The following is a 23,364-nucleotide window of genomic DNA, read 5'->3' as shown; positions in this document are numbered from 1 at the left end:
CCGGTCAGGGACTCGTTCGGGCGTCCGCAGGGTCACACCTCGGGCTCGCCCCACACGCTCGTGGCGATGTCCACGACTGAGCGCACCTTCGCCCACTGCTGATCCTCGGTGAGCACGTTGCCCTCCTCGGTGGAGGCGAATCCGCACTGCGGGCTCAGCGCGAGCTGCTCGAGCGGAGCGAACTCGGCGGCTTCGCGAATGCGGGCCCTCACATCCGCTGGATCCTCCAGCGTTCCCGACTTCGAGGTGATGAGTCCGAGCACCACGGTCTTGTCGCCGTGCGGCAGATGGCGCAGCGGCTCGAATCCGCCGGCGCGGTCCGTGTCGTACTCCAGGAAGTAGCCGTCGTAGGAGGTGCGGGCGAGCAGAGGCTCCGCGACCGGCTCGTATCCGCCGGAGGAGATCCACGTCGAGCGGAAGTTCCCTCGGCACACATGGGTCGTGACGACGAGGTCGTCCGGCCTGTCCCGCAGCGACTCGTTCAGCAGTTCCGCGTACGCGTCGGCGAGGTTGTCCGTCGTGATGCCGCGGTCAGCCGCCTTCTGGAGCTCGGCCTCCGAGCACAGGTACGCCCACGCGGTGTCGTCGAACTGCAGGTAGCGGCATCCGGCATCGTAGAACGCACGGACGGCGTCGCGGTACGTCTGCGCGAGATCGGCGAAGAGCGCATCGCGGTCGGGGTAGAGACCGGCGGCCACGGCTCCTCGCTCGAGGCGGAAGTGCAGCACAGTCGGCGCCGGGATGCACATCTTCGGCATCACCGTCGTGTTGTCGCGCACGAACGCGAAGTGGTCGAGCATCGGATGGTGGTTCGGGAACCGGATCGGTCCGTTCACCCGGATGCCGCGGTGGGAGGTCTGCACGCCGGTGAACTGGATGCCGTGGTCCTGCTCGACGATGTCGACCCCGTCGAGCATCCCGAAGAAGTCGAAGTGCCACCACGACCGGCGGAACTCGCCGTCGGTGACGGCGCGGAGGCCGGCCGCCTCCTGCTTGCGGATGACGTCGATGATGGCGGCATCCTCAACGGAGGTCAGCCCAGCGTCATCGAGCTCGCCGCGGGTGCGCGCAGCACGCGCCTCGTGAACGGCGTCTGGACGCAGGAAGCTGCCGACGATGTCGGCCCGGAAAGGAGGTTCGATGCTCACCGCACCAGCCTAGGTCGGATGGGTCTCGCGGATCGAAGGGCTGCGGCATCCGCTCCCTCGCCGGGCCGCGATCGCAACCGGAGTGCCGGACCGGCCTAGGGTCGCAGTCCTGCGACCAGATTGATCGTCGAGGCCAGCACGACGGTGCCGAACACGTACGAGAGCAACGTGTGGCGCAGGATCACCGATCGCAACTGCGTGGTGCGCACGGTGGTGTCCGACACCTGGAAGGTCATGCCGAGGTCGAACGACAGGTACGCGAAGTCGACGTAGCGCGGATCCTCGGCGTCGTTGAAGTCGATGCCGCCGACCGGCTCCGTGTAGTAGATGCGGGCATAACGGAGCGTGTAGAGGGTGTGCAGCAGCACCCAGGAGAGCGCGACGCTGACGACGGCGGTGACGGCTCCGGCCGCTTCTGGCACGCCGTGGCTCTGGCTGGTGTGCACGAGCAGGATGGCGACGGCTCCCAGGCTCGCGATCGAGATCGCGACGATGAGGAGCTCGCTGACGACACGACCCGGATCCTCGCGCGTCGCGTGCACACGGGTCGTCGCTCCGTCGAATCGTCCGATGACCAGCCATACCCAGGTGATATAGGTTGCGCACGCCGCGGCCCAACCGACCACGGCTGCGTACCACCAGGATCCGGTGAACCCGACGATGATCCCTGCGACCAGGCCGACCGCGATCATGGCGAACATGCGCATCCGCGAGCGGTTGCGGCCCTGGGGATCGAGCGTGATGGACACGTCCCCGATGCTGGCACGGCACCCGTCGACGCCCGCGTCGCCGCGCCGTCCGCCATCCGTCAGCAGGCAGGCGCCGGGGGAGTGGCGGGGCTCAGCCCTGTTCGGAGAGCTTCACGAGCTGTTCGACCACCTGACGCCGAAGGACCTTGCCCACGATCGACCGGGGCAGCTCCTCCACTTCGAACACTCGACGCGGCACCTTGTACGGCGTCATCGTGTCGCGCGCGAACGCGCGGATCGCGTCCTCGTCGAACGGCACGCCCGGTTTCATGATGACGGCGGCCACGACATCCTCACCGCCGCGGGAGTGCGGAAGCCCGACGACGGAGAGGTCGGCGATGCCGTCGTACGCACGCAGCTCGTCCTCCACCTCCGTGGGTGCGACGTTGAAACCGCCGGTGATGATGAGTTCCTTGATGCGGTCGACGATGCGCACGAAGCCCTGGTCGTCCATGATCACGATGTCGCCCGTGTGCAGCCAGCCGTCGGGATCCAGCACCTTGCCCGTCTCCTCCGGCTTGCGCCAGTACCCGCCGAACACCTGCGGACCACGCGCCTGCAGCTCGCCTGCCTCACCGTGCGGGACGACGTGCTCCGGGTCGTCGGGATCCACGACGCGAAGCTCGGTGCTCGGCAGCGGGAGTCCGACGGTCCCCGCTTTGCGCGTCGATCCGACCGGATTGGCCATGAGCACCGGTGACGCCTCGGTCAGGCCGTAGCCCTCGACCAGGAAGCCGCCCGACTCCTTCTCCCACACATCGACGATGGTCTGCGGCAGGCTCATGGCGCCGGAGATCGCGATCTCGATGCCGGCCAGCGACACGCCCTTGGCCTTGGCCGCCTTCACCAGCCGCTCGTAGATCGGCGGCACGGCGGGCAGGAACGTCGGCACGCGCTTCTTCATCACCTGCAGCACCATGTCGGGATCGAAGTTCGGGAAGAGCACCAGGCGAGCGCCCATGCTCATCGCGAACGTCAGGCACAGCGTGAGCCCATACGCGTGGAACAGCGGCAGCACGGCGTAGACGACGGATGTTCCGCGTGGCACGGCGGGCACCCATGCGCGTGCCTGCGCGGCGTTCGCCACGAGGTTGCCGTGCGAGAGCATGACGCCTTTCGGCGTCCCCGTCGTGCCGCTGGTGTACTGGATGAGCGCGAGGTCGTCCACCTCCGGACGCGGAACGGATGCCGCGATCGGCTCCGCCTTCAGCAGCGAGTCCCAGCTCACCGCCCCCGTGACCTTCGCGCGGAGTTGCGCGCGGGATTCTCGGGCCTTCTTCAGCGGCAGGCTCAGGGCGAAGCGCAGGCGCGCCGGCATGGCGTCCACGATGTCGACGGCGACGATGTGCTTCAGCCCGACGTCCTCCGGCATGTCCTGCAGCATCGAGACCACCTTGGTCCACGCGATGGCCACCGTTGCCCCATGGTCCTCGAACTGGTGCCGCATCTCACGCGGCGTGTAGAGCGGGTTGTGCTCCACGATCACAGCGCCGATTCGGAGGGCGGCGTAGAACGCGATGACGTGCTGCGGACAGTTCGGCAGCACGACGGCCACCCGGTCGCCGGCTTTCACGCCGAGGGCGGCGAGTCCGCCGGCGACATGATCGATTGCGTCGGTCAGTTGACGGTACGTGGTGGTCGCCCCGAAGAACTCGAGCGCGACGTGATCCGAGTACTGGGCGGCGGAGTCCTCGATGAGGTGGGGAAGCGATGCAGCGGGCGGATCGATGTCTGCCGGAACGCCTTCCGCATAGCTCGACAGCCAGGGACGCTCACCCGCGATGCTCATGCCTCAAGCCTAGGGCGCGGCTCGCGATGAGCGGCTGCCGCGCTCTAGGCGGCAACCCGGTCGTCGCGCCCGGTGAGTGCGAGGAGTCGCGACTGCAGAGGCGCGTCATCAGGCACGGGCACGGGCGAGGCGAACAGACCGCTCGCCTGCAGCGTGTCCTTCTGCGGTGCGAACACCGTCCAGGCCGCTTCGACGAGCGGGTCCCCGAGCTCCTCGTCGGCACCGATCGCGCGGGACAGATCCCAGGTGTGCACGATCACGTCGGATGCCTGCTCCCGCAGGTACGCGCTGGCCGGGACGTTGTCGTACGACAGGTTCACGATGGCGTCGGGGTCGACGGATGCCCACGCCAGAGTCGCCGCCGCCGAGTACCGCTCCCACTCCGCGGTCAGATCGTCGCCGAGCGGAAGCAGGCGGGACCGCGCTTCGCCGACCGTGCGCCCGGCGAGCAGGAGCGGAACCCACTGCTGCTCCTCGATGACGTGACGCACGAGGTCCGAGACGTCCCAGTCGATGTCGGGTGTCGGCGCGCTCCAGTCGGCGATGAGGGTGAGACGCTCGCGGAACGCGGCGTGGGCCTGCTGCTGCACCTGGAGCCAGTCGGCGAATGACATATGGGTCGTCCTCTGTTCGGGGGGCTGCTCGATCGCATCGTCGTGCGTGTTCCAGAACCGCGGGTCTCGCGGGATCATTCCTGCCATGTCGGCCCGTTCAGCTTTCAGCGGACGCCACGCCGGCGACCGCCTCGTCGATGGGTGTCGAGCCGGATACCAGCTCGAACTGAGTATGGATCGTCGACGGCGTCGCCAGAACGGCCGCGATCACCTTGGCGACATCCTCGCGGGGAATCGCGCCGCGCGAAACCCGCTGGGCGATCTCCACGAGTCCCGTTCCGTCGTCGAGCGTAAGGGATCCGGGGCGCACGATGGTCCAGTCGAGGTCGGATGCGCGCAGCTCGACATCCGCGTCCCGCTTGGCCTCGACGTACGCCTTCCACGACTCGTCGGCGTCGTCGGCGACCGGATCGTCCATGCCCATCGCCGAGACCTGCACGAATCGACGGATCCCGGCGAGTTCTGCCGCTCGCTGAGCCTTCACGGATCCTTCGAAGTCCACGGTCCGCTTGCGCGCGACACCGGATCCCGGACCAGCCCCGGCCGAGAACACGATCGCGTCGGCGTCTTCGTAAGCACGAGCGATGGCATCCGGTTCCGCATGCTCGATGTCCAACGTCACGCCCTCGCCGCCGAAACGGTAGACGTCATCGGCGTGATCGTCTTCCCGCACGATCCCGATGAAGTCGTCTCCCCGGTCGTACAGCACTCGCATGAGCTGCTGCGCGATCTTGCCGTGCGCTCCGATGATCGCCACCCGTGTCATGCTCTCCATCATGCTCGCCCTCCGCGCCTGACGCAGGTGCCGTTCGATGCTCGCCGAGTGGAACAATGACACTCGTGTGGTGGCGACGGGACAAGAGCGAGCCGCGGACGCTCGATGAGAGTTTCGGCGTCGGCGTGCAGGTGCACGTGATCGACGACGAGCGGCAGGGTTCGAAGGGCTGGGTCGGCGATCCGACCGGCGTCATCATCGCGAGCGCTTCGACGCTTGCGCACGGGGCGTTCGAGGTGGAGGCGCTCTCCGGGCGCGTCTGGACCATCGCTTTCGACGAGCCGCAGTACCGCGCGGACGGCACAGGGCCGGTGTCGCGCGCCGACATCCCGGAGTACCTCCTGATGACGGCGCCGCCCGCCGATACTGCCGACGAGAGCGACTCGTGACCCAGCTGCTCTTCTCATACGGCACGCTGCAACTGGCCTCGGTGCAGGAGGCCACCTTCGGCAAACGGATGCCGATGCGTGCCGCCTCGCTGCCCGGTTACGTCCTCGACACGGTCGCCATCACCGATCCTCACGTCCTTGCGGTCAGCGGGAGTTCCGAGCATCCGTTCGCCAGAGCGACGGGGAACGCGCACGACCTCGTCGACGGGGTCGTGCTCGAGCTCACCGACGACGACCTCGCCGCGGCGGACGAGTACGAGGTGGATGACTACACCAGGGTGGCGGTGACGCTGTCCACGGGTGAGACGGCGTGGCTCTACGTTGACGGCGCGAGCGTCGAGGTCTGAATCCGTTCTGTCGCCCGCTGCGGATGATCAGTGAACAGACAGGCGCCGACGTCGGTCGCAGATTCTATGCTTGAGCCATGCTCATCGAGGGCACCCTTCGGTGGCGGGTCACGGAGGACTGCCCGTGGGACCTGCTGATGGCCTTGTGCCTGCGTGACCTCGCCGGACTCGAGGGAGTCGGTGATCCGGCTCTGCCGGCCATCGTTCCTGCGGTGCAGCACCAGCCGGCTGCCGACAGGATGCTCGCCGTCGCCCCGGTGACGCCGTGGCATCCTCTGCCGAAGGCGGCGAAAGACGGGGAATCCGGCCTGGGCGAGGAGTGGACGCGCTGGTGGCGACGGGCCGTCGTGCGGATGAATGCCGTCGCGTCGTGGAGCACGTCGTTCGTGCCCCCGCACTTCGCGGCGTTCGACCGCGAGCTGGAGCTGCAAGATCTCGTGATCGAGCGGTTCGCGGATGCCGTCGCATGGTCCAACGCCCGCCGCGCCGAGTACCTCGCCGACGATCTGCGCCATCACGCCGAGTACTCAGCAGACATCGTCGAGGTCGTTCGGGAGCGCGAGCACGAGCTGCGCAGGCAGGCCGGATCGTTCCGCCTCGACATCGAGGCGCTACCCCTCGCCGAGCCTGGCGCGTGGGTCGTCGGCCCGGACACCGTGGTGATCAGCTGGAGCCTGCGCGACGACCACAGGGCGTTCCGAGACTGGTTCGAGCCGCTCGTCGCGGCGCTGGTGTAGGCCGTCTTGGCGGTCGGTTGAGTTCGTTCCTCGAGACGGGCAGACGGACTGCTCGTCGAGCATCTCGAATCGAGCCGGACCGCTGGTCGATCATGCGGAATCGGACCGGACCGCCGGTCGAGCCTGTCTGAACCGAGCCTGGGACCCTGGTTTCGACGGGCTCGACCGGCGAGAGCCGGCCGGCGGGCTACGCGACGCGCGTCGCGGGTGACTTCGTGAGGGACGCGTCGGTCTTCGCGACCGGGCTGATCACCTCGTCGATCCGGGCGAGTGCCTCGGCGTCGAGCTTGACGCCTGCGGCCTGCGCATTGGATGCGACCTGCTCGGGACGCGAAGCGCCCACGATGGCACCGGCCACGTTCGGGTTCTGGAGAACCCACGCGACGGCCAGCTGCGCGAGCGTGAGGCCCGCCTCGTCGGCGATCGGCTGCAGCTTCTGCACGGCACCAAGCACCTCGTCGGACAGGAAGTCCTTGATGGCGCCTGCGCCGCCCTTCTCGTCGGTAGCCCGGCTGCCGGCCGGCAGTTCCGCACCCGGCTTGTACTTGCCGGTGAGCACGCCCTGTGCCACGGGCGACCACACGATCTGCGAGATGCCGAGCTCCTTCGAGGTCGGGACGACCTCCGACTCGATCACCCGCCACAGCATGGAGTACTGCGGCTGGTTGGAGATGAGCTGGAACCCGAGCTCCTTCGACAGCGCGTGTCCGGCGCGGAGCTGCTCCGCGTTCCACTCGCTGACGCCGATGTAGAGCGCCTTGCCTGCGCGCACGACATCCGCGAACGCCTGCATCGTCTCTTCGAGCGGCGTCTCGTGGTCGTATCGGTGCGCCTGGTACAGGTCGACGTAGTCGGTGCCGAGACGGGAGAGCGAACCGTCGATCGACTCCATGATGTGCTTGCGGCTGAGGCCGGTGTCGTTGTGTCCACGGGGTCCGGTCGGCCAGTAGACCTTCGTGAAGATCTCCAGCGACGCCCGGCGCTGATCCTTCAGCGCGTCGCCGAGCACCTTCTCGGCAGCGGTGTTCGCATAGGCGTCAGCCGTGTCGAAGGTCGTGATGCCCGCCTCCAGCGCAGCGCGAACGGACGCGGTCGCGACCTCGTTCTCCACCTGCGAGCCGTGGGTGAGCCAGTTGCCGTAGATGATCTCCGAGATCTTGAGACCGCTGTTGCCCAGATATCTGAATTGCATGGATCCAACGTTATCCGGCGGATCCCCACCCCATGGCCACCCGTTTCCCGAAGCATCGGTGAACGAACCGGCCGCCACGTCAACTGCGCCGAACGGCCTCGTCCACCGGACATGACCCGCACTTCGGTGCGTTCGACGGCAGAACGCCCCCCTCAGGCGGCGTAGCAGGATGGCCGGCTGAGCGTCGAGACTGGTGTCGGCGGCCGATGCGACACTTGGACCGTGGGACGCGGCGACGGACGAGACAGGCAGGTCACAGTGGGACCCGTCGACGACGCGGGCGCGACGAAGCTGCACGTCGACATGGACGCGTTCTACGCCTCCGTCGAACTGCTCGACCGACCCGAGCTGCGCGGTCGGCCCGCGATCGTCGGACACGCATCCGGCCGCTCGGTCGTGTCGAGTGCCACCTATGAGGCGCGACGCAAGGGCGTGCGCAGCGCGATGCCGGTGAGTCAGGCGCTGCGGCTGTGCCCCGATGCCGTCATCCTCGAGCCGCACTTCGACAAGTACGCGCACTACTCCAGACAGGTGGTCGCCATCTTCGGCGATGTCACACCGCTCGTCGAGCAGGTGAGCATCGACGAGGCGTTCCTCGACGTGGCGGGCGCCGTTCGGCTCCTCGGCTCACCGTCGACGATCGCTGCCGGCATCCGGCGGCGTGTGCTCGACGAGACCGGGCTCACGTGCTCGGTCGGCGTCGCCGGCACGAAGTTCATGGCGAAGCTCGCATCGACGAAGGCGAAGCCCGACGGGATGCTCGTGGTTCCCGTCGCAGACACCCTCGCCTTCCTGCATCCCCTTCCGGTCGGCGCACTGTGGGGCGTCGGGCCCGCCACGCAGGAGACGTTGCACCGATACGGCCTGCGCTCGGTGGGTGACGTGGCGGCCACTCCGATCGACGTGCTCCGCGGCTGGGTGGGCGACGCGTCAGGCGTGAAGCTCCACCAGCTCGCCAACGGGATCGACGCCAGAGGCGTCGAACCGGTCTCGCGCGAGAAGAGTATCGGACACGAGCAGACGTTCGAGCATGACGTGACGGATGCCGCTGTGCTGCGCCGCGAGCTGCTGCGGCTGTCCACGCAGGTGGCGGCCCGGCTCCGCTCGCACGGGCTCGCCGCGCGCACCGTCGCGCTGAAGCTGCGCTACGCGGACTTCCGCACGATCTCGCGGTCCAGAACGCTCGGCGAACCGAGTGATGTCGGCCGGCGTATCTACGAAGAGGCCGTCGACCTCCTGGATGCCGCGCTGCGGCCGGGCGACGCCATCCGACTCCTCGGGGTGCGCGGCGAGCAGCTGCTGCCTGCCGGATCCGGCGGCCCATCGCTCTGGGACCCGGACGAGGAGTGGCGCGACGCGGAGAACGCCGTCGATCGTGTGACAGCGCGGTTCGGTGCCGGAACTGTCACATCGGCGGCACTGGTCGGCACCCGGCCGCGCAAGGTGGGCGATACGGCCAATGCCCGCGTGATCCAAGAGGGCGAGGCCCGCAGACAAGGTCGCACACCGGATGCGCCGGCGGACTCGGACTGATCACGAACGGACCGGGCAGCATCCTTTCCGCCCGGCGAGGTCGCGAGTACCGTTGGGTTATGGCTGACTTCGTGCTCAAGCTCGCCGAGACCGTCAAGTCCACTGCCGGCGTGAGGACCGCCTACGGCGATCCGGTGACGCTCGACGACGTCACGGTCATTCCTGTCGCCCTGGCGTGGTTCGGTTTCGGGGGCGGCGAGGGCGAACAGGCACCCGCGCTCGGTTCCGGTGGGGGCGGAGGTGGCGCGAGCATTCCGATCGGCGCCTACATCAAGGACAAAGCGGGGGTGCGGTTCGAGCCGAACCCGATCGCTCTGCTGGCCGTCGCCATCCCCTTCGCCTGGGTCACGACGCGGGGCGTCGCTCTGGTCTTCAGATCGCTGCGCGGCAGGCGTCGCTGATTCCGACGCCGAGCCGTTTGCGCTGCAGAGACCGGGTGGCGCGCTGCGCCGGTGGAACGTCGTCTGCGTAGCGGAAGCGCGCCGGACGGCCGGGAAGTCTCTGGCGGTCAGGGAGCGCTCGGTGAATCGCTTGCTCCGTCTGCCGCTTCGAGCTCGCGAGAGCGTCGCGCCGCGGCTTCGCGTGCGGCTCGCGCCGCCGCGATACGCGCCAACTCGGCCCGCTTTTCTGCGGCGATCCGCTCGAACCGGCGCATGCGCATCACCATGATGCGGAGCATGACGACGAACGCGAGGGCCATGAAGAGCAGCACCCACATGATGAACATCGGCGCCTCCTCGTCTCCCGTCCGCGGTCAAGACTACGCGGATGCGACGCGCCCACCGTACGCAAGGAATCCGCGCCCCCTCCCGTCGAACGACGTCGAGTGACGCGGTGCACGTGGCAACGGTGGCCGCCGGGTCACCCGAGTGACGCCAGCCCGGCTGCCGCTGGCTATACTCGTGCGTTGAACACGGGAGTCCGGTGAGCCGGGCTGAGAGGAAGGTTCTCCAACCTTCGACCGTCGAACCTGATCTGGATCATGCCAGCGCAGGGAGGCCATCTCTGGGGCGCCTCGCACGTGCGAGGCATCCACCCGTGCCCACGTTTCACTCGAACGAAAGGGCACGAATCGTGCACGCCACCATTTCCGCCGTATCCCCCCGGCGCATTTACCGCTGGCGCGTCGTCGACATCATCGTCGCGGCCGTCGTCGGCGTCGCGTCCGGCGTCATCTTCTGGGCGTGGGGACTCGCCTGGACTCCTTTGTCCGCAGCTTTGACTTTCCTCGGTCCCGGTGCAGCCGGCCTGCTCGCCGGCGGCTGGCTGTTCGCCGGTGTCATCGGCGGTCTCATCGTGCGCAAGCCAGGTGCTGCGCTGTTCACCGAGGTCGTCGCCGGCGTCGTCGAGATGCTCATCGGCAACGAGTGGGGATTCACGAACTTCATCTGGGCCGCAGTGGAGGGTCTGGGCGCGGAGATCGCCTTCGCGATACTGCTCTACCGCGTCTGGAACCTCGGTGCCGCCGTCTTCGCTGGGGCACTGGCGGGAGCGTCGACCGGCGTGCTCGACACGACGTTCACCTCGCTGGCAGCGCTGGATGCCGCCCAGAAGTGGCTGTACTTCGACACGGCTGTGCTCTCCGGTGCCCTCATCGCCGGCGTCCTCGGCTGGCTGGTGGTGCGCGGCCTCGCTGCGACGGGTGCTCTGAACCGGTTCGCCGCAGGACGGCGCGCGCGAATCGTGGATGACGGGGATCCCGCCGGCGATGCAGGCGACGCCGCCGAACGTTCAGCGCAGAGCGGGCGGGCGGAAAGCACCGTCTGAATGTCCGACACACACGAGATCCGCCGCGGATCGCGGGTACGCGCCAGGGGATGGGGATGGCGGCACGCCGGCCGATCCCGCTGGGCGGTCCGCGACCTCGACCTCGAGATCGCAGAGGGCGAACGGGTGCTGCTGCTCGGTGCCAGCGGCGCGGGCAAGTCGACGCTCCTGCACGCCCTCGCCGGCGTGCTCGGCGGGGACGATGAGGGCGAACCCGCCGGAGAGCTGACGGTCGACGGTCTGGCGCCCGCCGCGGCGCGCGACCGCGTCGGACTCGTGCTGCAGGATCCGGACTCCCAGGTCGTCATGGCCCGGGTCGGCGACGACGTCGCCTTCGGCTGCGAGAACGCTGCCGTTCCGCGGGAGCAGATCTGGCCGCGCGTGCGCCACGCGCTCGATGCGGTCGGGCTGGGCCTGCCGCTTGATGCACCGACCTCCGCGCTTTCCGGCGGGCAGAAGCAGCGGCTCGCACTGGCCGGCGCGATCGCGATGCGTCCGGGGCTGCTGCTCCTCGATGAGCCGACGGCCAACCTCGACCCGCGGGGCGTCGCCGAGGTGCGGGATGCCGTAGCGCGCCTCGCCGAAGACTCCGGCGCGACCCTGATCGTCGTCGAGCATCGAGTGGCGGTATGGGCCGACCTCGTGGACCGCGTCGTGGTGCTGGATGCTGCTGGCGGCATCCTCGCGGACGGTCGCCCAGACGACGTGCTGCGTCGCGAGGCATCCGCGCTCGATGCCGCAGGCGTGTGGGTGCCCGGCATCACTCCGGATCGCGCGCGGCCGACCACCTCCGCCGGCGAACGGCTCCTCGCCGGTCGCGACCTCGCAGTCGGCCGCACACCCTTCGGCACGCGGACGGCGCAGGTGGCGGCATCCGGAATCGACTTCGAGGTCGCGCGAGGTCGGGCTCTCGCCGTCGTCGGACCGAACGGTGCAGGCAAGTCGACGCTCGCGCTCACCGCCGCCGGTTTGCTGCGGCCCGTGAGCGGAGTGCTGGAGGCCTCGCCTGCGCTGTGCCGCGGACTGCGAACCGAGCCCGTGAAGTGGCGGTCGCGCCAGCTGGTCACGCGCATCGGCACGGTCTTCCAGGACCCGGAGCATCAGTTCGTCCGCGGGAGCGTGCGGGAGGAACTCGCGGTCGGCCCGCGGGCAGCGGGCGTCGGCCGCGCCGAGATCACGCGGCGCATCGACGACCTGCTCGGTCGGCTGCGCCTGGCGCGTCTCGCCGAGGCGAACCCGTTCACGCTCTCCGGCGGCGAGAAGCGACGGCTGTCGGTGGCGACGGCCATCGCCACGCGTCCCGATCTGCTCGTGCTCGACGAGCCGACCTTCGGACAGGATGCCCGCACCTGGCGCGAACTCGCGAGCCTGCTCGACGAGCTGGTCGAGGAGGGCAGCGCGGTGGTCGCCGTCACGCACGATGATGCGTTCGTGCGCGTACTGGCGGATGACGTGCTCGCACTGTCGGCGCGAGACGCGAACGAGCTGACGAACCCTCTTCGGGACGCGACGGGGGAGCCGAGATGAGCATCGTCCTCACCCTTGATCTGCACGCCAGCCGGATCGCCCGCGTGAATCCCGTCGCGAAGCTGGCCGCGGCGCTCGTCATCTCCCTCACCCTGGTGCTCACGATCGACTGGGTGTCGGCCGGTGTCGCGCTCGTGCTGGAGGCCATGCTGCTTCCGTTCGCCGGGGTGGGCGCCCGGCAGTTCTGGATGCGCACGGCGCCGGTGTGGATCGCCTCGATCGCGGCTGCTGTCGCCACCGCCTTGTACGGTGCGGACTCGGGGGCCGTGCTGTGGGGACTCGGTCCGATCACCGTCACGGAGGGATCGCTGTTCCTCGCCGGAGCGATCGCCTTGCGCGTGCTCGCGATCGGCATCCCCGGCGTCATTCTGTTCGCCACGAGCGACCCCACCGAACTGGCAGACGGTCTCGCCCAGCTCGTGCATCTTCCCGCCAGGTTCGTGCTCGGTGCTCTCGCCGCGTTGCGGCTCGTCGGTCTGTTCATCGACGACTGGCGCGCGCTTGCCAGGGCACGTCGCGCGCGCGGCATCGGCGACGGCGGGGGACCGGTCGGCGGGATGCGCCGGCTCGGCTCGCAATCGTTCGCGCTGCTCGTGCTGTCGTTGCGCAGGGGGAGCAAGCTCGCGACGGCGATGGAGGCCAAGGGATTCGGCGGAGACCGTCCGCGCACGTGGGCGCGCGCATCGCACTTCGGTCGAGCCGAGGTGGCGATGGTGGCGATCGGTGTCGTGATCGCCGTGATCGCTGCGGTCGCAGCGGTGGGCACGGGGAGCTGGCACTTTGTCGTCTCGTGATGAAGCGCAGATCGCAGCATTCGATCGGAACCCGGATCCGGCGTTCCAGAGCTACCGCTCCAGCGCAGAGCTGGTCGTCAGGATGGCCCGTTCCGCCGCGGCGGCCCCCGTGGTGCTCATCGACGGGCCGAGTGGATCCGGCAAGTCCACGTTCGCCGACGCGGTGCTGGCGGCCTGGCCGGACCACAGCGCGGAACTCGTCCGCATGGACGACGTCTATCCCGGATGGGCCGGCCTCGACGCCGCATCCCACAGCCTCGTGACCGAACTGCTCGAGCCGCTCCGCTCGCGAGGCACCGGCCGCTGGCAGAGGTGGGACTGGGCCGAGGCTGCACCGGCGGAGTGGCACGTGGTGGTGGCGGGGCATCCGCTGATCGTCGAGGGCTGCGGATGCCTGACCAGGGCATCCGCTCCGCTCGCCGACGTGCGGGTGTGGCTGAGCGCCGACGACGCCGTGCGCAAGGAGCGGGCGCTGACGCGCGACGCCGGTGGGTTCGACGCGCACTGGGATGTCTGGCAACAGCAGTGGGCGCGGCTCGTGGACCGTGAACGCTCCGACCGGCTGGCGGATCTCGCGGTCGAGACGACGGATCGTCTCCAGCCCCGGGTTCCGCGCCGTTCCGGGGGAGCGGCGGCCGCCGCACGGTAGCGTTAGGGCATGAGTGATTCTGCAACCGAGTACATCGTCGAGTATGTCGACGGACCGCTGGCAGGCACGGCCGAGCGTCGTTACCTCGTGCGTGGCGAGTACGACCAGACGGTGAGCGCATTCGCCGCGATCGACGGGGTGGAGTCGCAGTTCCAGTACAAGGCGGTCGACAGCCGTGAGGTCCAGGGCACGGTGCACGTGCGGTACTCCTTCGACGCACCGGACAGCGACCCTTACGAGAGCGACCCCGAAGACGATCCGTCGCGCTGAGTCCGTTCGGGCCGGACGTGGCGGAGGTCACGCCCAGCCGAGCTCGTGCAGTTCCTCGTCGTCGATGCCGTAATAATGCGCAATCTCGTGCACGAGCGTGATGTGCACCTCGTCGCGCAGCTGTCGCTCGTCGTCGCAGATGGCCAGCAGGGGCTCCCGGTACAGGACGATGCGATCCGGCATCTCGCCGAATCCGTACCGATCCCGCTCCGTCAGAGCGACGCCGTCGTACTCGCCGAGCAGGTCGAGCGACCCGTCGGACGGGCGATCCTGCACCAAGAACACCACGTTCTCGATCCCGTCGACCATGTCATCTGGCAGGGCGTCCAGCTCGTCGACGACGAGCCGCTCGAACGCGTCGGCATCCATGCTCATCACCTGACCAGCGTGCCATGAGCCGTAGTGCGTGAGGCGATGGCACGGATTCCGGTGCGCCGATCCCGACCGCTTTTCGCATCCAGACGCGTCGCTCGGTCATTCCGTTCGTGCCGGAAAGGTCGGCCGGGTACACTCGTTCGACCGGTGGGGGGCCTGCCGGACCGACTCCGGAGCATCTCCGGACCAGCCCGACACGAGGACCGATGTCTGACCCTTCCAACGCAACTCCGAGCGGAGGCGGGTTCGCGCCCGTCGCGGCACCGCCGCCGATCAGCGCTCCCTCCTACGGCATGCCGCACCTGAGCGTGGCGTCGGTCACCGGAGCACCCATCACCTCGCCGCCCATCACCACGCCTCCGACCGGTGACGGACTCACCGGAGTGCCGGCCGTTGCTGCCGGTGGTCGGCCTCCGTCGCGATACACGATCACCGGAACCCTCGGCGAGGGCGGCACGTCGATCGTCTACGCAGCCGTGGACGAGCATCTCGGCCGCGAGGTGGCGGTCAAGGTCTTCAAGCACGAGATCTCGGGCGAGGATTCCGCACGCCAGCAAGGCGAGATCGATGTTCTCGCCGGGTTGAGCCACCACGGGGTCGTGACCCTGATCGATGCGGGCATCGCACCGGACCCGCAGGGTGCCCAGCACCGCTACCTCGTACTGGAACGCGTCGAGGGCAGCGATCTGCGCACCTGGATCGACCACGGCGCGATCTCGCCGAGACACATCGCCGAGGTTGGATACGACCTCGCTGAGGCGCTCGAGTACGTGCACGGGCACGGGGTCATCCACCGGGACCTCAAGCCGGGCAACGTTCTCATCGTCGCCGACGGCGAGAACGGCGGACGCGCCAGAGCTCAACTGACCGACTTCGGCATCGCACTCACGTCGGGCATGGAACGTGCAACCGTCGACGGCGTCACCACCGGAACGGCGGCTTATCTGAGCCCCGAGCAGGCTCGCGGCGATGACCTCGGCGGTGCCAGCGATGTGTATTCGCTGGGACTCGTTCTCCTGGAATGCCACACACGCACGCTCGCGTTCCCCGGCGGACCTGTGCAGTCGGCGATCGCCCGCCTGTCGACCGATCCCGCGATTCCTCAGGAACTTCCCGAGCAGTGGCGGATGCTCCTCGCGGCGATGACCGCGCGAGATCCCCGGGAGCGGCCGACCGGCCGCGAGCTTGTTGCCGCCCTGCGTCAGCTGATGCTGACCGAGAGCAGCCGTCACCGCGCGGTTCCGGCCGAAGCGGTGCCCGAGCTCTCGCTCACCGGATCCTTCGACAGGATCACCGCGATCGCGGCGCGCACGTGCCGTGCCGAGTCGTCGGCGCTGGGTCTCGTCCAGGGCGAGGCGGTGCGTGTCGTGTCGCGCACGGGAGACGTATCCGGCGATCTGGACTGGCTCTGCCGTGCGGTCGCCGCCAGCGGCGAGCCGGTGCTGGTGGAAGACGGCTCCGCAGATCCGCGATCGAGTGCATGGTCCCAGTCCGAGGACGTGACGACGCCCTCGTTCTGCATCGGACTCCCCGTACGATCGCGGGGCGGCAGGGTGATCGCTGCGCTCTGCGTCGCGGGTTCGGAGCCCAGACAACTGGACCACGAGCAGCTCGAGTCTCTGCACGACCTGGTCGCCCTCGCCGGGCTGATGCTCGCTTGGGACGCGGACGCCGCACGCCTGCGAACCACTGCCGCCTGACCAGGCTGAGAAGGTCGGTCGACGGCTCCGTTGCACTGCACCGGTGGGCCGGCCGCGAGTGCGCGACCGGCCCACCGGTGACCTTCGGTCAGAGCGTCACCAAACCGACGGTGCAGGCGGCGGAACCACCGCCGGACGGTCGTCGCAGGTGATCGTGTTCGGCAGCTCCCACGGCGCCATCCACGGGCCGGTGGTGTTGGTGCCGCTCGAGGTGTTGCCGCCCAGGTCCTGGACTGCGAACTCACTGCCCGACGGAGTGAAGTCGAACGCCCCGCAGTTGTTGATGCCGACGGCGCCCACGTTGCGGGCCTGGACGTTCTGGAACGATGCGGAACCCGCGGTGCGGGCGCTCAGCACGGACGTACCTGTGCCGTCCACCTTGATGTTCGAGAAGTGCACGTTCGTGATCGAGAACTGGTCCTTCACCGGGAAGTCGGTGACCAGCATGATCGCGTTGTAGGTGTTGTCGAGGAACGAGTCGCCCGTCACCTCGATGTCCGCGTCGATGTTCCGCTCCAGAGCGTAGAACCAGATGGCGCCGAGGCCGATGTTCCAGTTCAGCTCGAACGTGCCGGCCCGCACTGTCGTGTTGTCGGCGATCGTGATCGTGCCGGTGAACGGCTCGGCACCGAACCGTGATCCCACCTGGATACCGCTGCCCTCTCGGATCGGATCCGCGATCAGGTTGTTCGCGACGGTGTCATCCGAACCGCCGTAGAGCGCGATGCCGTTGGCGAGCACAGGCGTCTGCACGGTGTTGTGGTCGAAAACATCGTGCGCGTCCTCGACCTTCTCGGACCACATCGCCAGCGCGTCGTCGCCGGTGTTGCGGATGAAGTTGTTCCGCACGACCGAGTCGGTGACGCCACCGTGGAAGTTGATGCCGTCCGCGATCTGGTCCACGATCTGCGAGTTCGTGATCGATACGTCGTTCATCGGCCCGTCGAGCCAGATGCCCACCTTGGTGTGCTGGATGTACAGGCCGTCGAACGTGGAGTCGTCGAACGCCCCGCCGATGCCGTTCACCTGGTCGGTGTCGATGCGCTCGCGGACATCCCCCTCGATCGCGAAGCCGGAAAGGTGGACATTGCGGCTGCCGCCCGCGGAGGCATCCTTGCCGTAGAAGCCGACGCCCGTATGTACGGATCCGTCAGGAGCGGGTGTCGCGAGGCTCACCTGATGGCCCTTGATGATCGTGTACCAGCTGCCCGCGCCCTCGATCGTGACGTTGTCGACCACGATGTGGCGGTTCACCTGGAAGGTGCCGCGCGGCACATAGACCGGCAGGTGAGCCTTCGTGGCGGCGGCGATCGCTCTGTCGAACGCGTCGGCAGAGTCGTGCCGTCCCGACGGATCAGCGCCGAAGGCCAGCACATCGACCATCCTGCCGTGCGGCGCCCTGGCCGGTCCGACGCGCTGCGTGTCCAGCAGATCGATCACGGTCGCCGAGGCGTTCGACGCGGTGGGAGCGGTGAGGCGCAGGATGCTCCCGGCGGGCAATGTGCGTCCGAGCAGCATCCGCTGTTCGTCGTAGAAGTGGTTCGGGCGGAACGGTGCGGGGAACGTGGTCGTCGAACCGGGGGCGCAGCCGCACTCCACGGTCCACCAATCCGGCTCGATCGAGGTGGTCAGCGTCGGATCGTTCGAAAACGGGTACGCGTTGTAGAGCCACGAGTACTGCGATGTGAGCGTCATGGTCCTCTCGTAGCCGTTGCCGGTCACCTCGAGCGGTGCAGTGATACCGCCCCCGTTCGGTGCATCGGGGATGCTGTATCGCACGGTGATCGCGTCGGTTGCCGCAGGCAGCGTGAACTGCACGTACTGCCCGGGCTTCAACGAGACGGCGGAGCGTCCGGATGCCTCGGCCGGCAGTGTGTACGCGGCCGTGGACGGACCGATCACCGTACCGTTCGTCACGGCCTTCTCGGCCTCCTGCTCGACGAAGCCGACGGTGGCACCCCGGCCGGTGACCAGGCTGGGATCGAGCCCGGCACGTGTCGGCACAGGGGATGCGGCACCGTGTGCTGCGAACGCGGGTGCTCCGAGTCCCGTCACGAGGCCCGCCGCAAGGGTCACGGTCGCGGTGAGCGTTACCGCAAGGCGGAGACGTCCCCTCCTGTGCGGCGCGGCGGCGGGCCGAACGGCGCGCGCCGAAGCGCGTCGGTGCGGGGTGGGGGTCATCGTCGACTTCCTCTCGTCAGGTGTGCTGCATCCGGCGACCTGGACGGCGCAACCCTTCGCACCCGCCGTGAGCGAGGCGACAGTACGTCCGCTCGCACCACCGACACAAGAGGTACTTATGAAATGTCTGTGATCTGTCGAGTTCTTGCGAAAACGGGCGCAATCGATGCGAACGAGGCAGCGACATCCGCTCCCGCTTGCCGAAATCCGACGGAAGCGACGGAGGCTCGACAGGATCGCCTGGGCCATGGAACGGTGGGACGATGACCGATCGATCGACGGACGCCGGAAGCAGCTTCACCCTGCACCGAGGGGACGTCGGTGACGCCGAGGCGATCACCGAGTTCGTGAACGAGGCGTACGCGAAGTGGGTGCCGGAGCTGGGATATCAACCGCTGCCCATGAACGTCGACTACTCGCGTGCGGTCCTCGAGCACCGAATCGACCTTCTCCGGGACGAGGGCGAACTCGTCGGCCTGATCGAGACGGACGTCGACGAGGAAGGGCTCGTCGTGGTCAACGTCGCCGTGGCGCCCCGGCGCCAGGGCGAGGGACTAGGGCGGCGGCTGCTGGCGCACGCGGAGGAGCTCGCCGGCGACTCGGCGTGCGACAGCATCCGCCTCTTCACGAACGTGAAGATGACCTCGAATATCGCTCTGTACGAGAGGCTCGGCTATGTCCGAGTACGCGAACAGACGGTTCCCGGGGGAGCGATCGTGCACCTGAAGAAGGTGCTCTTGGTGAGGTGATCGGCGCAACGCGCCTGGGCCTCTGCGTCGGCCTCGGCAGTCGAGCAAGCTCGGCCGCCGAGGCTTTCCTTGGGGTGAGTAACGGGGCTTGAACCCGCGACCTCCTGGACCACAACCAGGCGCTCTACCAGCTGAGCTATACCCACCATGCCGCCCGTCGCCGGGCAACCAGACGATTCTATTACATGCTGGAGGCTTCAATCGACATGCGCGGATCCCACAGCTCGACGACCTCGGCGGCGATCTTCTGGCAGTCGTCCGAAGTCGGTCCGGGCGCCGACGTGAAGACCGCGCGACGGTAGTAGTCGAGCTCGCGGATGGATTCGCGGATGTCCGCCAGTGCGCGGTGTCCGCCGTTCTTCTCCGGCGCGTTGAAGTACACGCGCGGGAACCAGCGGCGGGCCAGTTCCTTGATCGACGACACGTCGACGTTGCGGTAGTGGAGGTGGCCGTCCAGCCGGGGCATGTACTTGGCGAGGAACATGCGGTCCGTGCCGATGGTGTTGCCTGCCAGCGGGGCTTTCTGCTCGTTCGGTACGAACTGGAGGATGTACTCCATCACCTCGTACTCCGCCTCGGCGAGGCTCTTGCCGTTCGGGATCTCCTCGATCAGTCCGCTCGTAGTGTGCATCTGGCGCACGAAGTCGCCCATGTTGTCCAGGGCGCTCTGGTCGGGCTTGATGATGATGTCGATGCCCGGATCGAGTGGCACGAGTTCGAAGTCGGTGACCACCACGGCGATCTCGACCAGTTCGTCGACCTCCAGGTCGAGTCCGGTCATCTCGCAGTCGATCCACACGAGGGCGTCGTTCGCAGCTGGCATGGGCTGAAGTCTATCGACGGCCCCCGACGGTGCCGATGCGATGGACTGGGGCATCGGCCGCTCGCCGTCCGGCCGAGCGCACGACGGCCAGCCCTAATCGTCGGACACGCCCCTAGACTCCGACTGTGGAGTTGCAGCTGTTCACGTCCGCATTCTGCGAACCGTGCTTGCAGACGCGAGGCGTGCTCGCCGAGGCGGAACGGCTCGTTCCGGATGCCACGGTCACGGAGTTCGATGTCGTGCGTTTCGAGGAGCGTGCACGGGCCGCGGGGATCCACGCGACGCCGACGGTCGTCGTGCTGGATTCCAAGGGCGATGAGGTGTTCCGCGCGGTCGGCGTGCCCACGCTCGCACAGGTGCTCGTCGCTGCGGCGAAGGCGATCTGAGCGGTGCTGCAGTTGCGCGGATGACGCGGTGTGCGACATCCGGATGACTGCTTCACCGCACGCGCGATCGAGGAGGAGACGTGCCTGAACGCAACCGAGTGACTCCGATGGGCGACATCATCGCCAGCCCGTTGCGCGGTGCCTGGACAGGCAACAAGGGTCGGATCCACGAGGGGCACGAGATCGTGCGCTTCCATTCGGGCAAGCTGTGGATCGTGTGCGCCCTCGAGTTCCGCAGGCGTTGGCAGGAGCAATGGAAGCCTCACCACTACACGTTCCTCTTCTTCCACGATGAGGCGGTCGCGTTCGCGGCCGGTCACAGACCATGCGCGGAGTGCCGGCACGGCGCATACGTCGACTACGTGGATGCCTGGCACGATTCGCTGGGCGGCCAGCGGCCGACCGCGGCGGGCGTCAACGACCGTCTGCACGCCGAACGGCTGCAACCGCGGTCGCATCGACGGCGCGTGCACGCGGTGTCGTGGACGGATGTTCCCGATGGCGCGTTCGTTCTCGATGACGGGGCACCGCGCCTTGTGCTCGGCGACGCGCTCGTCGAATGGACCCCGACCGGTTACGCCGGCAGGTCACGTCGACCGAGTCGTGGAACCGCAGCGGCCATCACACCGCCCGCGACGCTCGCGGTGCTGCGGGCGGGATATCCGGTGCAGATCGACGCCTCGGCGACACGCTGAGTTCGCAAGGGCCGCTCTCCGACGCCACGGATGCCACCGGCCTCCGAACCCGCATGACGCCGGGTCGAGCGCCGCCCTACGGTAGCCTGGAACCCGCCCGGCGCGTCTCTCAGAGACTGCGCACGCCCCCGTAGCTCAGCGGATAGAGCAGGAGCCTTCTAATCTCTTGGTCGCAGGTTCGATTCCTGCCGGGGGCACCAACTCAAGGATCTCGGGCGTTTTAGGTCGCCGACCCCGAACTTACCCCGAACTTTGAATCGAGTGCTGCTGCGGCTTTCGCGGACTGCGTGGTGCGGGACATGTAGACGTCCTGCGTCATCGACGGACGCTTGTGACCGAGGTATTCGGCGATGTCTCGGGCCGAGAGGCCGGCAGCGTCGAGCGCGGTCGCGACTGTCTTGCGGAGTCCGTGCAGTTTGAAGTCCGGATAGCCGAGCCGACCGCGGTTGCTGCGCCAGGCGGCCTCGGTATTTGCCGGGTCGCGCAGCTTGCCCAGAAGGCTCTGGAAGACGACCTCGTCCTCCGAGTTGGTCAGAGCGAGTCGTGGCGCTAGAAGGGCGACAGTGGCGTCTGGGACGACGATGGTGCGGTTGGACGTCTCGGTCTTTCCTGCTTCGTGAATCGTGAGGCCGGCGCCGGGGATCCTTGTGACGGACGGACCCAATGTGACGGTCTTCCGCGCGAGGTCGACGTCTCTGGCACGTAGGGCGAGGGCCTCCCCGATTCGGCATCCGGTTCCCGCCATGAACCCCACCAGATCGGCGACATCCAGTCGCCGCAATTGCTCATCGTTCTGGATCCGCTCGAGGAACGTGGGCAGCTCATCGAGGGGGAGTGCTGTGCTGGTGCGCGACCGTGTCTTCTCGATCCCGGCGACGCCGCTCACGGGGTTGATCCTGATGGCGTCGTTGCGAATCGCCAGCGCGAACATGCCGGAGAGCACACTGCGGCAGCCCTTCGCGGAGCCCGAGCCGTGGCCGCGCGCGACGGCGTCGATGAACGCCTGGATGCGTTTGGTGGAGGCTTCACCGATGGTCAGATGGCCTATGCCTGGCTTCACGTGCTGCGCGATGTTGTACTCGTAGGTCTGCAGCGTGCGGGGTGCTCGATTCAAGGATCGCTTTTGCGCGAGATACGCATCCGCCAGGGTCGCGACGGTAGTCGTGCGCGTAATGCTCCCGGAGGTTGCCGGCGCGCTGATGACGGTGAGCGCTTGTTTGAGGGCGTTCTCCGCTTTCGCCCGGCTCACCGCGAAGCGCTCCACCTGCCGTCGATTCCCGTCCTCGAACCGGAACAGAGTGCGAGCGCGCCATTTACCGCCCTCGACCTGTTTGAGGTTGATGGCACCATGAGCGCCGACGGGGGTCCTAGGCCGAGCCACAGCTGCCTCCCGTTCGTGCGTGCGCGTCGTGACCACATTCGAGCGCCACGGCGGCTCTGTGCATGAATCCGATTCGACACCAGCATGCATCGCCGTCAGCTGTAGACGCACCCGGTCGGCATCGGGCAGCGAATCCACTACTCATCGGCTGCTCGGCTTCACATCGGGATCGACGCGTTGGCTGAGGGCTTGCCGGCTCAGCCCGCTCCGCGAGGCAAGGGAGTTCCAGCTTTCGCCGACCTGCCGCAGGTGTGCGATCAACTCGTCACGCTCGCCACGGAGGATGTCCTGCTCACGTTGGAGTCGGCCGATGGCGCGGCCGAGGTGACCGAGTCGGTCGAGGGCGTCGGCGCGCGTGCCCCATCTGCCCTCCAACACGGTCAACGCGTCGGCGGCGTGCCGCTGTGCGGCCACACGCTCCTGCTCAGCAATGTGCCGGACCGCTGCTGCGTCGTGCTGTTGCCGCTGCCGTTCGTACGAGCTAGAGCGACGTTTCGTCCTGTCTGAGATCCCCCGATTTCCCATGCAAGGAGGTTTTACGCGCAACCCCTGTCATTGCCGGGGCAATGACAGGGACCCACTGAAAGTGCCTGCGTGCATTAGCTATTGCCTCTTTCGTCGATCTCTTTGGATCCTTGTGTCATCTGTTCTTCTCTTGCCCTTCAGCCTTCTCTCCTCTTTGTCTCCTTCATTCGTTCCTTCGTTGGTCCTTGTTTCGAGAAACGCTTCCGTCGACCGATCGCCCGGGCTTCTCGCAGCCACGACAGACGCGTTGCAGTTGACTTACCTTCTCC

At 67.9% G+C, this 23,364-nt stretch carries 26 protein-coding genes, 2 tRNA genes and 1 riboswitch; of the genes, 16 read left to right on the top strand and 12 right to left on the bottom strand.

The genetic code is table 11. The features are described 5' to 3' along the window. Positions 1-32 precede the first annotated feature (32 nt). The 5 genes from HII28_RS03350 to HII28_RS03330 all read right to left on the bottom strand — a co-directional run bounded on the left by HII28_RS03350 (position 33) and on the right by HII28_RS03330 (position 5,066). Entirely contained in the window at positions 33-1,148 is a 1,116-nt protein-coding gene (locus HII28_RS03350; RefSeq protein WP_170024111.1) for a 5-methyltetrahydropteroyltriglutamate--homocysteine S-methyltransferase, read from the bottom strand. Between the two features lie 95 nt (positions 1,149-1,243). Then, positions 1,244-1,897 (bottom strand): DUF1345 domain-containing protein, encoded by a 654-nt coding sequence (locus tag HII28_RS03345; RefSeq protein WP_346769162.1) that lies wholly within the window; start codon positions 1,895-1,897, stop codon positions 1,244-1,246. Positions 1,898-1,988: 91 nt separating this feature from the next. Continuing rightward, the gene (locus HII28_RS03340) at positions 1,989-3,686 is read right to left on the bottom strand and encodes a long-chain-fatty-acid--CoA ligase (protein ID WP_170024110.1); all 1,698 of its coding nucleotides are present in this window, start codon (positions 3,684-3,686) and stop codon (positions 1,989-1,991) included. Positions 3,687-3,730: 44 nt separating this feature from the next. Then, entirely contained in the window at positions 3,731-4,300 is a 570-nt protein-coding gene (locus HII28_RS03335; RefSeq protein WP_170024109.1) for a TIGR03086 family metal-binding protein, read from the bottom strand. A gap of 97 nt (positions 4,301-4,397) precedes the next feature. Next, positions 4,398-5,066 carry an SDR family oxidoreductase gene (locus HII28_RS03330; RefSeq protein WP_170024108.1) on the bottom strand — a complete coding sequence of 223 codons (669 nt, stop codon included), beginning with the start codon at positions 5,064-5,066 and terminating at the stop codon, positions 4,398-4,400. Between the two features lie 65 nt (positions 5,067-5,131). Here HII28_RS03330 and HII28_RS03325 point away from each other — a divergent pair, with 65 nt between their 5' ends. The 3 genes from HII28_RS03325 to HII28_RS03315 all read left to right on the top strand — a co-directional run bounded on the left by HII28_RS03325 (position 5,132) and on the right by HII28_RS03315 (position 6,548). After that, a complete protein-coding gene (locus tag HII28_RS03325; protein WP_170024107.1) occupies positions 5,132-5,464 on the top strand; it encodes a hypothetical protein in 333 nt (110 codons plus the stop codon). Next, the gene (locus HII28_RS03320; protein ID WP_170024106.1) at positions 5,461-5,811 is read left to right on the top strand and encodes a gamma-glutamylcyclotransferase family protein; all 351 of its coding nucleotides are present in this window, start codon (positions 5,461-5,463) and stop codon (positions 5,809-5,811) included. Before HII28_RS03325 ends, HII28_RS03320 begins: the two co-directional genes overlap by 4 nt. Positions 5,812-5,888: 77 nt before the next feature. Further along, on the top strand, positions 5,889-6,548 hold the full coding sequence (locus HII28_RS03315) for a hypothetical protein (RefSeq protein WP_170024105.1): 660 nt from the start codon (positions 5,889-5,891) through the stop codon (positions 6,546-6,548). Between the two features lie 187 nt (positions 6,549-6,735). On the opposite strand, the gene HII28_RS03310 is transcribed toward HII28_RS03315, so the two are convergent. Beyond that, the gene (locus HII28_RS03310; protein ID WP_170024104.1) at positions 6,736-7,740 is read right to left on the bottom strand and encodes an aldo/keto reductase family protein; all 1,005 of its coding nucleotides are present in this window, start codon (positions 7,738-7,740) and stop codon (positions 6,736-6,738) included. 222 nt (positions 7,741-7,962) lie between these two features. Here HII28_RS03310 and HII28_RS03305 point away from each other — a divergent pair, with 222 nt between their 5' ends. Together HII28_RS03305 and HII28_RS03300 are read left to right on the top strand one after the other, a co-directional pair. Next, entirely contained in the window at positions 7,963-9,273 is a 1,311-nt protein-coding gene (locus HII28_RS03305; RefSeq protein ID WP_170024103.1) for a DNA polymerase IV, read from the top strand. Positions 9,274-9,332: 59 nt separating this feature from the next. Continuing rightward, complete coding sequence (locus HII28_RS03300) at positions 9,333-9,674, top strand: hypothetical protein (RefSeq protein ID WP_170024102.1); 342 nt, start codon at positions 9,333-9,335, stop codon at positions 9,672-9,674. A gap of 107 nt (positions 9,675-9,781) precedes the next feature. Here the strand turns inward: HII28_RS03300 and HII28_RS03295 are convergent, their stop codons facing one another. Then, positions 9,782-10,000, bottom strand: a complete 219-nt coding sequence (locus tag HII28_RS03295; RefSeq protein ID WP_170024101.1) for a hypothetical protein — start codon at positions 9,998-10,000, stop codon at positions 9,782-9,784. Positions 10,001-10,176: 176 nt separating this feature from the next. Then, positions 10,177-10,287: riboswitch (TPP riboswitch) on the top strand. A 60-nt stretch (positions 10,288-10,347) separates the two neighbouring features. On the opposite strand from HII28_RS03295, the gene HII28_RS03290 reads away from it, so the two are divergent. From HII28_RS03290 to HII28_RS03270, 5 genes are read left to right on the top strand one after another with little or no spacing between them, the layout of a single operon-like run. Next, positions 10,348-11,040, top strand: coding sequence for an ECF transporter S component (locus HII28_RS03290; RefSeq protein WP_170024100.1), 693 nt, complete (start codon positions 10,348-10,350; stop codon positions 11,038-11,040). Continuing rightward, positions 11,041-12,567, top strand: a complete 1,527-nt coding sequence (locus HII28_RS03285; protein WP_170024099.1) for an ATP-binding cassette domain-containing protein — start codon at positions 11,041-11,043, stop codon at positions 12,565-12,567. It begins immediately after the preceding gene. Beyond that, entirely contained in the window at positions 12,564-13,361 is a 798-nt protein-coding gene (locus HII28_RS03280; protein ID WP_170024098.1) for an energy-coupling factor transporter transmembrane component T, read from the top strand. The genes HII28_RS03285 and HII28_RS03280 overlap by 4 nt, the downstream gene beginning before the upstream one ends. Next, on the top strand, positions 13,348-14,010 hold the full coding sequence (locus HII28_RS03275; protein WP_240977219.1) for an ATP-binding protein: 663 nt from the start codon (positions 13,348-13,350) through the stop codon (positions 14,008-14,010). The genes HII28_RS03280 and HII28_RS03275 overlap by 14 nt, the downstream gene beginning before the upstream one ends. A gap of 9 nt (positions 14,011-14,019) precedes the next feature. Continuing rightward, a complete protein-coding gene (locus HII28_RS03270) occupies positions 14,020-14,280 on the top strand; it encodes a hypothetical protein (protein ID WP_170024097.1) in 261 nt (86 codons plus the stop codon). A 27-nt stretch (positions 14,281-14,307) separates the two neighbouring features. On the opposite strand, the gene HII28_RS03265 is transcribed toward HII28_RS03270, so the two are convergent. After that, positions 14,308-14,655 (bottom strand): metallopeptidase family protein, encoded by a 348-nt coding sequence (locus HII28_RS03265; protein WP_170025932.1) that lies wholly within the window; start codon positions 14,653-14,655, stop codon positions 14,308-14,310. A 206-nt stretch (positions 14,656-14,861) separates the two neighbouring features. On the opposite strand from HII28_RS03265, the gene HII28_RS03260 reads away from it, so the two are divergent. Next, complete coding sequence (locus HII28_RS03260; RefSeq protein WP_170024096.1) at positions 14,862-16,355, top strand: protein kinase; 1,494 nt, start codon at positions 14,862-14,864, stop codon at positions 16,353-16,355. Between the two features lie 96 nt (positions 16,356-16,451). Here the strand turns inward: HII28_RS03260 and HII28_RS03255 are convergent, their stop codons facing one another. Beyond that, positions 16,452-18,536, bottom strand: a complete 2,085-nt coding sequence (locus HII28_RS03255; protein WP_170024095.1) for a glycosyl hydrolase family 28-related protein — start codon at positions 18,534-18,536, stop codon at positions 16,452-16,454. A 263-nt stretch (positions 18,537-18,799) separates the two neighbouring features. On the opposite strand from HII28_RS03255, the gene HII28_RS03250 reads away from it, so the two are divergent. Next, complete coding sequence (locus HII28_RS03250) at positions 18,800-19,285, top strand: GNAT family N-acetyltransferase (RefSeq protein ID WP_170024094.1); 486 nt, start codon at positions 18,800-18,802, stop codon at positions 19,283-19,285. 70 nt (positions 19,286-19,355) lie between these two features. Here the strand turns inward: HII28_RS03250 and HII28_RS03245 are convergent. Further along, a tRNA-His gene (locus tag HII28_RS03245) sits at positions 19,356-19,431 on the bottom strand. A gap of 35 nt (positions 19,432-19,466) precedes the next feature. Next, positions 19,467-20,108 (bottom strand): oligoribonuclease, encoded by a 642-nt coding sequence (gene orn, locus HII28_RS03240; RefSeq protein WP_170024093.1) that lies wholly within the window; start codon positions 20,106-20,108, stop codon positions 19,467-19,469. Between the two features lie 125 nt (positions 20,109-20,233). Between orn and HII28_RS03235 the strand changes: the two genes are divergently transcribed. The 3 genes from HII28_RS03235 to HII28_RS03225 all read left to right on the top strand — a co-directional run bounded on the left by HII28_RS03235 (position 20,234) and on the right by HII28_RS03225 (position 21,389). Continuing rightward, the gene (locus HII28_RS03235; RefSeq protein ID WP_170024092.1) at positions 20,234-20,494 is read left to right on the top strand and encodes a thioredoxin family protein; all 261 of its coding nucleotides are present in this window, start codon (positions 20,234-20,236) and stop codon (positions 20,492-20,494) included. Positions 20,495-20,574: 80 nt separating this feature from the next. Next, positions 20,575-21,189, top strand: coding sequence for a hypothetical protein (locus HII28_RS03230; protein WP_170024091.1), 615 nt, complete (start codon positions 20,575-20,577; stop codon positions 21,187-21,189). Positions 21,190-21,313: 124 nt separating this feature from the next. Continuing rightward, positions 21,314-21,389, top strand: a tRNA-Arg gene (locus HII28_RS03225). Positions 21,390-21,409: 20 nt separating this feature from the next. Here the strand turns inward: HII28_RS03225 and HII28_RS03220 are convergent. Further along, positions 21,410-22,570, bottom strand: a complete 1,161-nt coding sequence (locus tag HII28_RS03220; protein WP_170024090.1) for a site-specific integrase — start codon at positions 22,568-22,570, stop codon at positions 21,410-21,412. A 177-nt stretch (positions 22,571-22,747) separates the two neighbouring features. On the opposite strand from HII28_RS03220, the gene HII28_RS03215 reads away from it, so the two are divergent. After that, complete coding sequence (locus tag HII28_RS03215) at positions 22,748-23,077, top strand: hypothetical protein (protein ID WP_170024089.1); 330 nt, start codon at positions 22,748-22,750, stop codon at positions 23,075-23,077. Positions 23,078-23,364: the final 287 nt, after the last annotated feature.

It is taken from the genome of Planctomonas sp. JC2975 (assembly GCF_012985205.1).
Lineage (GTDB): Bacteria > Actinomycetota > Actinomycetes > Actinomycetales > Microbacteriaceae > Humibacter.
This window is presented reverse-complemented; position numbering and strand designations above follow the sequence as displayed.